Below are 12,771 nucleotides of genomic sequence, written 5' to 3' on the forward strand. Positions count from 1 at the left end.
AACACCGCACTCGCCCTGGTCGTCGCCGGGGCCGCCCTGACCCCCCTCGGCTACCTCGCCGTCCGCTCGTTCGACCACGGCGCGGGGGTGGTGTGGCGCGTGCTGTGGCGGACCCGCACCCTCGACCTCGCGGTGCGCAGCCTCGCCCTCGCCGGCGCGGTGACGGCCGCGTGCCTGGTGCTGGGCGTGCTGGGCGCGTGGCTGGTGGTGCGGTCGGACCTGCCCGGACGCCGCGTGTTCGGCGTGCTGCTGGTGCTGCCGCTGGCCGTGCCGTCCTACGTCGCCGGGTTCACGTGGATCGCGTTGCTCCCCGGGCTCACCGGGTTCGCGGGCGCGTTCCTGGTGCTGACGCTGGTGTCCTACCCGTACGTCTTCCTGTCGGTGGCGGCGGCGTTGCGGACGGCCGACCCGGGCGTGGAGGAGGTCGCGCGGTCGTTGGGGCGCGGCCGGGTGCGGACGTTCCTGTCGGTGACGCTGCGCCAGGTCCGGCCCGCCGCGACGGCCGGCGGGCTGCTGGTGGCGCTGTACGTGCTCAGCGACTTCGGGGCGGTGTCGCTGATGCGGTACGAGGCGTTCACGCTGGGCATCTACACCAGCTACCGCGCCACGTTCGACCGCACGCCGGCCGCCGTGCTGGGGTGCGTGCTGGTGGTGCTGGCGATCGCGCTGACCCTCGGCGAACGCCGGGCGCGGGGCGCGGTGGCCACGCGGGAGCACCGCGCGGCGATCACGGTCCCGCTTGGGCGGTTGGAGGTTCCGGCGTTCGTGGGCCTGCTGGGGCTGGTCGCGGTGTCGTTGGGGACGCCGGTGTTCAGCCTCGGGTGGTGGCTCGCGGCGGGGCGGTCGGTGTTCAGCGGTGACCTGGCCGCCACGACGGTGAACACGATCTCGGTGTCCGCGCTGGGCGCGCTGCTGACGATCGTCCTGGCGCTGCCGGTGGGGGTCCTGGCGGCGCGGCACCGGGGGCCGCTGGTGCGCGGGGTGGAGCTGGCGAGCTTCGCCGGGCACGCGTTGCCGGGCATCACGGTCGGGTTGGCGCTGGTGTTCTTCGGCATCCGGTTCGCGCCCGGCCTCTACCAGACGACGCCGATGCTGGCGTTCGCCTACGCGGTGCTGTTCCTGCCGCTGGCGGTGGGCGCGGTGCGCACGGCCGTCGCGCACGCCCCGCCGGTGCTGGAGGACGTGGCGCGGTCGTTGGGCAAGGGCCGCGCGGAGACCCGGCTGCGGGTGACCGTGCCGCTGGCCGCGCCGGGCATCCTCGCCGGCGCCGCCCTGGTGTTCCTGACCTGTGCCAAGGAGTTGCCCGCCACGCTGCTGCTGCGGCCGACCGGCGTGGACACCCTGGCCACCGAGCTGTGGACGAAGACCGAGGTCGCCGCCTACGCCGCCGCCGCGCCCTACGCGGCGGTGCTGCTGGTGGTGGCGGCGATCCCGGCGGTGGTGCTGGACCGGTTCCTGCGCGGAGGTGCCCGATGAGCGGGTTGCGGATCAACGGGCTGGTCGCCGGGTACGGCCCGGAACCGGTGCTGCGCGGCGTGGACCTCGACGTGCCCGACGGCGGCCTGCTGGCCGTGCTGGGGCCCTCGGGCTGCGGCAAGACCACGTTGCTGCGCGTGCTGGCCGGGTTCCACCCGGTGCGCTCGGGCACGATCTCGTTGGGTGACCGGGTCCTCGCGGACGGCTCGGTGGACGTGCCGCCGGAGCGCCGGGGCATCGGGATCGTGCCGCAGGAGGGCGCGTTGTTCCCGCACCTGACCGTCGCGGGCAACGTCGGCTTCGGCCTGGCGCGCGGGCGGCGGCGCGAGCGGGTCGCGGAACTGCTCGACCTGGTGGGGCTGTCCGGGTTCGAGTCGCGGATGCCGGCGCAGCTCTCCGGTGGGCAGCGGCAGCGGGTGGCGTTGGCGCGTGCTCTCGCGCCCCGGCCCGGCGTGGTGTTGATGGACGAGCCGTTCTCGTCGTTGGACGCGGCGCTGCGCGACGAGCTGCGGGCCGACGTGCGGGCGGCGCTGCGGGCGTTCGGCGCCACGGCGCTGCTGGTGACGCACGACCAGGAGGAGGCGCTGGGCGTCGCCGACCGGGTGGCCGTGCTGCGCGGCGGCGTGGTGGCGCAGCTCGGCGCGCCGCACCAGGTCTACACGTCGCCGGCGGACCTCGGGGTGGCGTTGTTCGTGGGCGAGGCGGTGACGTTCGCCGGCGAGGCGCGCGACGGGGTGGCCGAGACGCCGCTGGGCCGGCTGGCGGTCGGGGGCGAGGGGCCCGGGACCGTGCTGGTGCGGCCCGAGCAGCTGCACCTGGGCGGCGAGGGCGTGCCCGCGACCGTGGCCGACGTGCTGTTCCACGGCCACGACTCGACCGTGCTGCTGCGCCTGGCCGACGGCGCCGTGGTGCGGTCGCGCGTGCAGGGCCCGTTGCCGGTGCGGCCGGGTGACGAGTGCGCGGTGGCCGTGGCCGGTCCGGCGCTGTTCTTCCCGGGCGGTGCCGGGTGACCGCCACCGCCGACCTCGGGTTCGCCGCCGGCCTGGCCGCCCACGGCTCGCGGGTGGCCGTCATCAGCGGTCGCGACGAGATCTCCTACGCCGACCTGGACCGGCGGGTGGCCGACGCCGCCGACCGGCTCGGCGCCACGCGGCGGCTGGTGCTGCTGGCCACCCGCAACGACGTGGACTCGCTCGTGGCGTACCTGGCGGCGTTGCGCGGCGGGCACCCGGTGCTGCTGTGCGCGCCCGGCCAGGTCGAGGCGTTGGCGCGGGCCTACGACCCGGACGTCGTGGTCGACGGCGACCTGGTCGAACGCCGCGCCGGCACCGCCCACGACCTGCACCCCGAACTGGCGCTGCTGCTGTCCACCTCCGGCACCACGGGATCGCCGAAGCTGGTGCGGCTGTCGGCGGAGGGCCTGCGCGCCAATGCCGAGGCGATCGCGGAGTACCTGGACATCCGGCCCACCGACCGGGCCGTCACCTCGCTGCCGATGCACTACTGCTACGGGCTCTCGGTGGTCAACAGCAACCTGTCGCGCGGCGCGGGGCTCGTGCTGACCGACCGGTCGGTGGTGGACCCGCGGTTCTGGGACCTGGTGGCGCGCAACGGCGTCACCAGCCTGCACGGGGTGCCGCACACGTTCGACCTGTTGGACGGCACCGGTTTCGCGGACCGGGACCTGCCGTCGCTGCGGTACGTCACCCAGGCCGGCGGTCGGCTCGCGCCCGAGCGGGTGGCGGCGTACGCGGCGCTGGGCGAGGCGCGCGGCTGGCGGTTGTTCGTCATGTACGGGCAGACCGAGGCGACCGCGCGGATGGCCTACCTGCCGCCGGAGCTGGCGCGCGCGCACCCGTCGGCGATCGGCGTGCCGGTGCCGGGCGGGTCGTTCGACGTGGTGGACGGCGAACTGGTTTACCGCGGGCCGAACGTGATGCTCGGGTACGCGTGCGGCCCGGCGGACCTGGCGCTGGGCCGGACCACCTGGGAGTTGCGCACGGGCGACCTGGGGCGGCGCACCGCGGACGGCCTGTACGAGGTCGTGGGTCGGCGGAGCCGGTTCGTCAAGCCGTTCGGGCTGCGGGTGGACCTGGACCGGGTGGAGCGGGTGCTCGCCGAGTCCGGGGTGGCGGCGGTGTGCGCCGGTGACGACGACGTGCTGGTGGTCGCCGTGCGCGCCCGGGGGTTGGCGAACGGTGTGCGGCGGGCCGGCGGGCTGGTGCGGTCGCGGTTCGGGCTGCCGGGTGCGGTGGTCCGGGTGGTGCGGGTGGACGAGTTCCCCTTGCTGGACAACGGGAAGGTGGACTACCGGGCGGTCGCACGACTGGGCGCGGGCGGCGGTGCGGGTGCCGGCGGCGGCGCGGGCAGCGGCGCGGGCAGCGGTGCGGGCAGCGGTGCGGGCAGCGGTGCGGTCGCCGGTGCCGGTGCCGGTGCCGGTGCGGGCGCGGGCGGCGGTGCGGGTGGGGCCGGGTCGGTGCGGGAGTTGTTCGCGTCGGTGTTGGGTGAGGAGGTCCGCGACGACTCGACGTTCGTCTCGTTGGGCGGTGACTCCCTGACCTACGTGCGCGTGTCGGTCGAGCTGGAACGGCTGCTGGGCCGGTTGCCGGCGGACTGGCAGACGCTGCCGGTGTCCGTGCTGGAGCGGCGGCGGGCCGCGCCGCGCCGGGTGCCGCTGGTGGAGACGGACATCGTGCTGCGGGCGTTGGCGATCGTGCTGGTCGTCGGCTCGCACGTGAAGGTGTTCGACGTGACCGGCGGCGCGCACCTCCTGCTCGTCATCGCCGGCTGGAACTTCGCCCGGTTCCTGCTGCCCGCCGCGCCCCGGCGCATCCTGCGCAGCGCGGCGCTGGTGGCCGTGCCGACGTCGTTGTGGCTGACCTACCGGGTGTTCACCACCGACGACGTGACGTGGGTGAACGTGGCGCTGGTCAACAACTTCGCGCGCACCGGCGCGGTCGGGTACTGGTTCGTCGAGGTGCTGGTGCACGTGCTGGTGCTGCTGGCCGTGGTGTTCGCGGTGCCCCGCGCGCGGGAGTGGGAACGCGAGCGGGGGTTCGCGTTCGCCTTCGCCGCCCTGGCGCTGTTGTCGTTGCCGCGGTTGCTGGTCGGGGCGGACGCCTCCTTCGCGGACCGCAACATGACGACGTCGGGCGCGGTGTGGTTCTTCGCCCTGGGATGGCTGGCGTTCCGGGCCGACTCGGTCGTGCGCCGGTGCGCGGTGCTGTCGGTGGCGATGGTCCTGGTGCCCGGGTCGTTCGACGATCCGGCGCGGGAGGGCGTCGTGCTGGCCGGGCTGGCGTTGCTGCTGGCGTTGCGCCGGGTGCCGCTGCCGAGGCCGTTGGTCGGTGTGGTGAGCCTGGTCGCGAGCGCGTCGCTCTACATCTACCTGACGCACTACGCGCTGTTCCCGCCGTTGCTGGAGTTCTTCCCGCCCGCCGTCGTGGTCGTGCTGAGCCTGGCGGGCGGGATCGCGGCGTGGCGGGCCACCCGGTTCGCGACGCGGTGGCCCAGCGTCTTTTCGAGACCTCTCGAATGGTCCGCGGCAGGAGTACGGTCTTCGGCAGGTGTCGAAAAGACCTGAGAGGCTGCTGGAGCATGCTGGGCCGCTGGACTCCGCTGAGCCACCCGGACATCGCCGAGGTGACGGTGGACGACGTGCTGCGGGCCCTGGCCGACCCGACGCGGCGCCGGATCGTGCGGTTGCTGGTCAGCGAGGGCGACCGGGCGTGCGGGACGTTCGGCCTGCCGATGGCCGCGTCCACCCTGAGCCACCACTTCCGCACGCTGCGGGAAGCGGGCCTGATCCGCCAGTGGGACGAGGGCCGCAGGCGGATGAACACCCTGCGCCTGGCCGAACTCGACGCCCGCTTCCCGAACCTGGTCACCACCATCCTCGCCGCGGGCTGACCGCGCGGCGTCAGCGGTCGGCGTCACCGGAAGGCGTCAGCGGTCGGCGTCAGCGGTCGGCCGGCGCCGTGCGCGGGGCGGCGGTCGAGGCGCGGACCACCACGTGGGGCAGGAGGTGGATGTGCAGTTCGGCCCGGTCCGACCGGCCGCTGTGCAGCTTCCTGAGCAGGAACTCGACCGCGAGCCGGCCCACGTTCTCGCGGGGCGGGGCCACCGCCGTCAACGGGATGTCCGCCAGGCCCGCGAACTCGTCGTCGTAGGCGATCACCGACAGGTCGTCCGGCACGACCAGCCCCCGCTGCCGCGCCCGTTGCAGCACCTGGATGGCGATGCTGTCCGGGTGCGCGAGCACCGCCGTGACACCCGAGCGCTCGAAGCCGTCGAGGATGTCGTCCAGGCCGTGGGTGATCTCCTCGTGTGTGTGGTTCTCGTGGCGGGGCATGTCGGGGGCCAGGCCCATCGCCTCCACCGCCGCGTCGTAGCCCCGGGTGATCCAGCCGCTGGTCGGGGACTGGCACGTCACCAGGGCGATGTTCCGGTGCCCCAGCTCCACCAGGTGGCGCACGGCCTGGATCGCGCCGTGCTGGTGGTCGCTCGACACGTACTCCACCGGGTGCAGGTGCGCGGTCGGCTCGTGGGAGCGTTCCACGAACAGCACCGGGATCGGCAGGTCGGCGATCCAGTCCAGGGCCGGCGCCAGGCGGGAGAACGGCTCGCTGGGGGTCAGCAGCAGGCCGTCCACCTTCGCCTCCAGCAGGCGCTGCACGTGGGACCGGTCGTCGTCGAGGTTGTAGTCCGACACCGCCAGCACCAGCTTGATGTCCCGCGCCTGCGCCGCCCGCCGCGCCCCCTCCACGATCTCGCGGAAGTACTGGCTCGCGGCCGGTATCACCATGCCGATCGTCGGACGCCGGCCCGCGACCCTGGGCACCGACGGGGTGACCAGGGTGTCGCGGATGGCGCTGGGCAGCACCGCGCCGCCGTGCACCCGGCTGACGTCGCCCCGCGCCTCCAGCTCCGCCAGGTCGCGGCGCACGGTGATGGCGGAGACACCCAGCTGGGCGGCCAGTTCGGCGGCGCGGACGCTGCCGTCCCTGCGCACGGCCATGAGGATCGCGTGGTGCCTGCGGCTCGCGTCCATGCGCACCTCCGGTGAGCGAACGATCAAAGCGATCGTCCCGGGATCATATCCGTAGAAACGTTCAATCCGTGAGTACTTCCAGGAACGGGCGGTTGACGGAGTTCTCGCGGCTGTTCAGGACGACGGCGAGCGCGCTGCCGCTCAGGCCCAGCGACACGTTCCGGTCCACGGCGAACCGCGACCGGACGAACGCCGTGACGTCCAACGGGATCCAGTCGGCTGCCGTGCTGACCTGGCCGGTCGCGACGACGGAACCCAGCGCGGGGCGGGTGTCCCAGGTGACCGACTCCGACCAGGCGGCCGTGACCCCGTTGGCGGACAACGTGGTGTGCGTGCCGTCCGCGTCCGACACCTTGCCGTGCACCCACAGCACGGCGCGGGTCGGCGCGGTCGCCAGGGACGACAGGTCGAACTTCAGATAAGAGTTGCGCGTGTAGCCGGTGCCGGACGCCGACTTCACCACCAGCGTCGGGTCGCTGCCGTAACTCGTGCCCGCGTACGAACCGTCCCGGACGTAGGCGTCGGCGGACGGGGTGACCGTGCGCGCGGTCCGGGGGCTCAGGGCCGTGCCGGTGCCGAGGGTGACGGTGTGGCTGCGGCCCAGCGAGCCGCCCACCTCGACCAGGAGCCTGGTGGCGCCGGACGTGCCGAGCACGGTCACCGTGGGGTCGCCGGTGGCGGTGGTGAAGCCGTTGTCGGTCAGGGTGACCAGCACGGTGGTGGCCTTGCGGGTCGGGTCGGCGACCGTCACCGACACCTGCCCGCCGGTGCGGCGCACCAAGACGGAACACGGCGCGTCCACCGTGATCGGGCCGCACGTGCCGGCCGCGAAGAAGTTCGCCGCGTGGGTGTTCGGCGCGGAGACGCCCTGGACGTCGGCGGTGTTCTTCAGGACCACGGCGGTGGGGTTCGCGGCGCGGGCGGCCGTGGCGGTGGCGGTCGCGCCGGGCAGCAGGATATAGCTGTAGCTCGCGCCGGCCGGGTCCGTGCCGTGGTCGAACCACAGGGTCAGGTAGCGGCGGGTGATCGGGTCCGCGCCGCCGCCGCGGTTGATGTCGCGCCACGCGCCGGTCCGCGCGGTCCGCGCCGCGTCCACGGTCGCCCCGCCGGGGAACACGTACCCGCCGAACCCGCCGACCGCCATCCACTTCGCGCCGGTGAACCGCTGCGACCAGCCCAGCGCCGCCGACTGCGTCGTGCCGTCCACCACCAGCGGGTGGGTGCCGGTGGCGCCGAGGTTGCGGTTGTCCACCACGGAGTCCACGGCCACGCCGTCGGTCGCCGTGATGCCCGCGCCCAGGCACACCACCTGGTCGTCCAGGCAGAACCACGACTTGCGCCCGGTCAGCGTGCTTTGCAGGCCGCGCACGTCCTGGCCCAGTACGGCGTACGTGCCGTCGCTCGCGCCGCCCGCCCACGTGTTGTTCGGCCGGGTCGCGTTCCAGTCACCGCCCGCGCCGTCGGCCAGCGCCTTGCGCGACACCGTGGTGCCGGGCAGCCGGTACGGGTCCACGGTGGGCCAGAACGCGTCGGAGTACTGGCCGTTGCCGTAGGTGTCGCCCCACCAGTAGGTCATGCCGCTGCCGGTGTGCCAGCCGCGCAGGTTCTCGCCGTTGCCGACCTCGTAGTACGTGGTGCGCGCCGACGACATGCTCACGGAGAGCGTCCACTGTGGACGCCGGTGCACGGCCCGGTCCATGGCGGCGAACAGCTGGTGCCCCACCGGGTGCGCCAGCGCCGCCACCGACGAGTCGACCACTGCCTTGGCCCGCGCCAGCTCGGGCACCGCCACGGTGGTGTCGGAGAAGTACGGGCTGTACTTGCCGCGCTCGATCCACCCCTTCACCAGCCCGCGCCACTGCGCGACCTCCGCCGCCGACCCGAGACCGGAGGACGCCACGACCAGGATGCTGCCCATGATGGCGTGCCCGCGCGTGTGGTCGTTCTGGTCGCCCCGGCTGATCGCCCGCCCGGACACGCCGTCCATGACCAGGCCGTTCATGATCCACGGGGCGAAGGTGGTGGTGACGGCGTCCAGCAGGAACTGCCGGTTCGGGTCGACCACCTCCCACGTCGAGCCGGACAGCAGCGTCAGCACCCGCCCGAGCCCGCCGAGCAGCACCGCGCCGTAGCTGCCCGCGTACGGGACGTAGGTGTGCTGCACGAACGAGCCGTCGGCGTACATGCCGTCACCGGTCAGGACGTGCGGGAACACCGGGGACAACGCGTCGCGCGCGGTGGAAAGCTTCGCGTCGGACGCGCCGAGCACGCCGCGCAACGCCAGGACGTGGCACAGGTCCACCCGGTTCGCGCCGGTGCTGGTGCCGCTGTACTTGGCGACCCGCGAACTGGGCACGTAGTGGTCCACGGCGGCGAGGTGGTCGGCCAGCAGCGGGGCGTCGACGAGCACGCAGATGTCCAGCAGCCGCTGCGGGGTGCCGATCTGCCAGTCCCACCAGTTGCCGTAGGTCGCGCGACCGGCGGTGTAGGCGTTGTCCCGCAACCACTTCAGGCCGGTGGTGATGGCGGTGAGCAGCGTGGCCGACCCGGTGTGGCCGGTGCCGGGTTGGGCGTGGGCCAACGCCATCGTGCGCAGCCGGGCGTGCGAGGTGGTCACGTTGGCCGACACCGACCCGATGGGCAGGTCCGGCCACAGCGAGGACGTGCCGGGGCTCATCGCCGCCAGGTACTCCCCCGCCTGCTGCCCGGTCCGTCGCAGGGCGGACGCGAACGGTTCGGCGGCCGGGTCGTAGCCGACGCCGGTGAGCAGGTCGCGCCAGCGGGCGCGCAGGGTCGAGTAGGCGTCTTCGGCGAGGGCCGGGACGCCGGAGAGGGACAGGGCCGTGACGGTGCTCGCGAGCAGGAAGTGCCTGCGGGACAGGGTCATGCGTCACTCCTCACGGAGAGGTCGTCGAGGTCGACGTGGTGGGTGGTGCCGTCCGACCACGCGATCCGCACGCCCCGGTCGGTGCGCTCGGCGGTGGCGGTCGGCGGTGCGGTCTCACCCAGGGCGACCCGGCAGACGAACACGTCGCCGGTCCCGTGCAGGGCGGGGACCACGGCAGGGCTGCCGAAAGCGGTGCCCTCGGGTGCGTCGAGGGCTTCGGCGGAGTCGTAGCCGAGCAGGCCGACGAGTTCGCTGGACATGCCGCCCGACGTCGTGCGCACCGCGAGGTCGCCGGTGGTGGCGGCGGCACCGGCCAGCGGCCAGCCGGTGTGCCGCACGACCGACCCGGGCGGGGTCCGGTGCACGCGCACCTCGCTGCCCCCGCGCACCACGCTGACCGCGGTGACCGGCACGCCGGGCGCGCTGGCCGCACCACCGGGCGCGGCGGCACCGGGCGTGGTGGCGCTGGGCGCGGCGACGTGCCGGGACGCCGCCCAGTCCGGCCCGATCCCGGTCGGCTCCAGCGCCGGCCGACCGCACCACACCCCGTCCACCAGCACGGCGAACGTGTTGTCCGCCGGGTCGACGGTCGGCCCGGTGCGCGACGAGTAGGCGATCCGGTCGTAGAGGGGGTCGCCGGGGTGGTCGGTGCTGCCGTGGTTGACCAGCCGCGCGGTGCCCTCGCCGGGCGCGCGGTGCAGCAGGAAGCCGGGCTCGGGCAGCGGCACCGGGTCCACGTGCACGGTCAAGGTCTCCGGCTCGGTCCACACGGGGTGCGTCGGCGGCAGCACCAGCCCGAGGAACCCCTTGGCCGCCCAGTACGGCGAGGCCGACCCGGAGTAGGCCTGCAAGGTCGGCTCGTGCGGCCCGTACCAGCCGGCCGTCCACACGCCGTCGCGGATCGCGCCCCGGTCCACGAAGTGCTTCAGGGTCGCGCTGGCGATGCTCCGGGTCTCCCCCGCCGGCAGCGGCGAGACGTCCAGCAGCGCGCCCAGCCACAGCGGGGCCACCGACGCCACGCGGTAGGTCAGCGACCGCCCGAAGTGGACCATGCCGCCGTCGTGGTCGAAGAAGTGCACGTGGTCGTTCAGGAACGACACCAGCCGGGCCGGGTCGAACGCGTGCCCGAACAGGTGGGACCGCAGGCCGAGGTAGAAGTGGATGGCCCAGCCGTTGTAGTAGTCGAACGACCGGTTCGGGCCGTCGGAGTACCAGCCGCGCCCCACGTGGAACGACTCGATCCGCGCCAACCCGCGCTCCCGGACCCCCACCCCGTCGGCCACGCCCACGGACTCCAGGAAGTCGGCCACGAGCACGGAGAACAGCCACCAGTTGTTGTCCACCGGCTCGACGCGCGCCGCGGGCCGCAGCCAGTCCACGACCCGCTGCCGCACGGGGTCGGCCAACCGGTCCCACAGCCACGCACGGGTCAACCGCAGGCCGATGACCAGCGACGCCGCCTCCACCAGCGGCTGCCCGCGGTCCACGATCGCGGGCCACGGCTCGCCGGACGTGCCGGCGGCGAACCCCTCCGCGTACCGCTCCAGCCACCCGTGCGGGTCCGCGCCGCCCGCGCCGGCCAGCCGGAACGACGCGAGCAGGAAGCTGCGCGCGAACCCCTCCAGCCCGTCGCTCGCGGGCCCGGACCAGCTCGTCCGCCCCGGTGGCCGCAGGAACGCGCCGCCCGGCGACCGGTGGCGCAGGATGCCGGCCACGAGGTGGTCGGCGACCGCTTCCCAGTGCGCCCGGCCCCACCCGGTGCGCGGGTTGAGCGGGACGTCGGGCGCCGGCAGCGACAGTGCTGGGTGCATTCGCGGGAAAGTAGGCGGCGGCACAGAGCGGGGCAAGCCCGATCGGCCAACTCGGTCAAATGCGAACACCGGCGCGCCGCCACCACCGGATGGTGATCACTCACAACAGCGTGAACAGGTGAAACGGTGAGTGACGATCAGTTGTGTTCGTTTGATCGGACTCACCTTGACTTGCCCGGGGGTGCCACGAAAACTTGCCGCCACTGCGAGACGACCCCCTGGAGCGTGAGATGCGGCACAAGATTCGAACCAGACTGGGCGCGATCGGGGCACTGGCCGCCCTGGGTCTGGTGGCGGCCTGCGGAGGCGGTGGCGCGTCGGGGGGCGCCGCCCAGAGCAGCGGTCCGACCGAGATCACCTTCTGGACGTGGACCAAGGGTTCCGCCGAGGTGGTCGACGCGTTCAACGCGCTGCACACCGACGTGACCGTGAAGTTCGAGCAGATCCCGTCGGGCGCGGCGGGCGGCTACACCAAGATGACCAACGCCATCAAGGCGGGCAACGCGCCGGACGTGCTCAACATCGAGTACCCGGTGCTGCCCGACTACGTCAGCCAGGGCAGCCTCGCCGACCTCACCCCGCACGTGGGTGAGCTGAAGGCGAAGTTCCCCGACCAGATCCGGGCGCTGACCGAGCTGGGCGGCAAGACGTGGGCGGTGCCGCTGGACGCCTCCCCGATGGTCCTGTACTACCGCAAGGACTTCTTCGACGCCAACGGCATCACCCCGCCGAAGACGTGGGACGAGTACAAGGCCGCCGCCGCGAAGGTCAAGCAGGCCGACCCGAAGGCCCGCATCGGCACGTTCTTCCCCGACGACCCCGGCCACTTCGCCTCGCTGGCCTGGCAGGCGGGCGGCAAGTGGTTCGGCACCAGCGGCGACTCGTGGAACGTCTCCATCGACGACCCGAAGTCCAAGGAGGTCGCCGAGTACTGGCAGGGCCTGGTCTCCGACGACCTGGTCCGCGTGCAGTCCGCGTTCTCCCAGGAGTGGAACGCCAGCGTCAAGGCCGGTGAGACCGTCTCCTACGTCGGCGCGTCGTGGGGCGCGGGCAGCGCGCTGCGCGCCAACCAGCCCGACCAGGCCGGCAAGTGGGCCGTCGCGCCGATCCCGCACTGGGGCACGCCGGCCAGCGGCATGTACGGCGGCAGCACGTTCGCGGTGACCAAGGACAGCAAGAAGGTCGAGGCCGCGGTGAAGTTCATCGGCTGGATGACCACCAACGAGCAGGCCATCACCACCCGCATCGGCATCGCCAAGTCCACGATGTACCCGGCGGCGGCCGACATGGTGCCGGTGGCGGCCAAGAGCTTCGACAACAGCTTCTTCGGCGGCCAGGACGCCTACAGCGTCTACAAGGACGCGGCCGGCACGATCAAGAACGGCTGGACGTGGGGCCCGAGCATGTTCGCCACGAACGGCACGCTCAAGGACAACTTCGGCACCGTCACCAGCGGCGGCACGCTCACCGACGCCCTGGGCAAGGCCCAGAAGTCCACTGTGGACGAGCTGAAGAAGCGCGGCCTGAACGTCTCCTGACCACCGCGG

General features: G+C 73.5%; 8 protein-coding genes. 5 read left to right on the plus strand and 3 right to left on the minus strand.

Annotation, left to right across the window (positions count from 1 at the left end; translation table 11 throughout):
- Positions 1-99 precede the first annotated feature (99 nt).
- The 4 genes from ABD126_RS16300 to ABD126_RS16315 are packed head-to-tail and all read left to right on the plus strand — an operon-like array spanning position 100 to position 5,385.
- Positions 100-1,476: an ABC transporter permease gene (locus tag ABD126_RS16300; RefSeq protein WP_343934688.1), complete on the plus strand. Its 1,377-nt coding sequence runs from the start codon at positions 100-102 to the stop codon at positions 1,474-1,476.
- Positions 1,473-2,486, plus strand: a complete 1,014-nt coding sequence (locus ABD126_RS16305; protein ID WP_343934689.1) for an ABC transporter ATP-binding protein — start codon at positions 1,473-1,475, stop codon at positions 2,484-2,486. The genes ABD126_RS16300 and ABD126_RS16305 overlap by 4 nt, the downstream gene beginning before the upstream one ends.
- Entirely contained in the window at positions 2,483-5,059 is a 2,577-nt protein-coding gene (locus ABD126_RS16310) for a non-ribosomal peptide synthetase (RefSeq protein WP_343934690.1), read from the plus strand. Before ABD126_RS16305 ends, ABD126_RS16310 begins: the two co-directional genes overlap by 4 nt.
- Before the next feature lie 14 nt (positions 5,060-5,073).
- Positions 5,074-5,385 (plus strand): ArsR/SmtB family transcription factor, encoded by a 312-nt coding sequence (locus ABD126_RS16315; protein ID WP_343934691.1) that lies wholly within the window; start codon positions 5,074-5,076, stop codon positions 5,383-5,385.
- Positions 5,386-5,434: 49 nt separating this feature from the next.
- On the opposite strand, the gene ABD126_RS16320 is transcribed toward ABD126_RS16315, so the two are convergent.
- The 3 genes from ABD126_RS16320 to ABD126_RS16330 all read right to left on the minus strand — a co-directional run bounded on the left by ABD126_RS16320 (position 5,435) and on the right by ABD126_RS16330 (position 11,224).
- Positions 5,435-6,526: a LacI family DNA-binding transcriptional regulator gene (locus ABD126_RS16320; RefSeq protein ID WP_343934692.1), complete on the minus strand. Its 1,092-nt coding sequence runs from the start codon at positions 6,524-6,526 to the stop codon at positions 5,435-5,437.
- Positions 6,527-6,587: 61 nt separating this feature from the next.
- The gene (locus ABD126_RS16325) at positions 6,588-9,413 is read right to left on the minus strand and encodes a polysaccharide lyase family 8 super-sandwich domain-containing protein (protein WP_343934693.1); all 2,826 of its coding nucleotides are present in this window, start codon (positions 9,411-9,413) and stop codon (positions 6,588-6,590) included.
- A complete protein-coding gene (locus ABD126_RS16330) occupies positions 9,410-11,224 on the minus strand; it encodes a DUF2264 domain-containing protein (protein ID WP_343934694.1) in 1,815 nt (604 codons plus the stop codon). The genes ABD126_RS16325 and ABD126_RS16330 overlap by 4 nt, the downstream gene beginning before the upstream one ends.
- A 230-nt stretch (positions 11,225-11,454) precedes the next feature.
- Between ABD126_RS16330 and ABD126_RS16335 the strand changes: the two genes are divergently transcribed.
- Positions 11,455-12,762 (plus strand): ABC transporter substrate-binding protein, encoded by a 1,308-nt coding sequence (locus tag ABD126_RS16335; RefSeq protein ID WP_343934695.1) that lies wholly within the window; start codon positions 11,455-11,457, stop codon positions 12,760-12,762.
- The last annotated feature ends 9 nt before the right edge of the window (positions 12,763-12,771 follow it).

Source organism: Saccharothrix mutabilis subsp. mutabilis (assembly GCF_039521145.1).
Lineage (GTDB): Bacteria > Actinomycetota > Actinomycetes > Mycobacteriales > Pseudonocardiaceae > Actinosynnema > Actinosynnema mutabilis.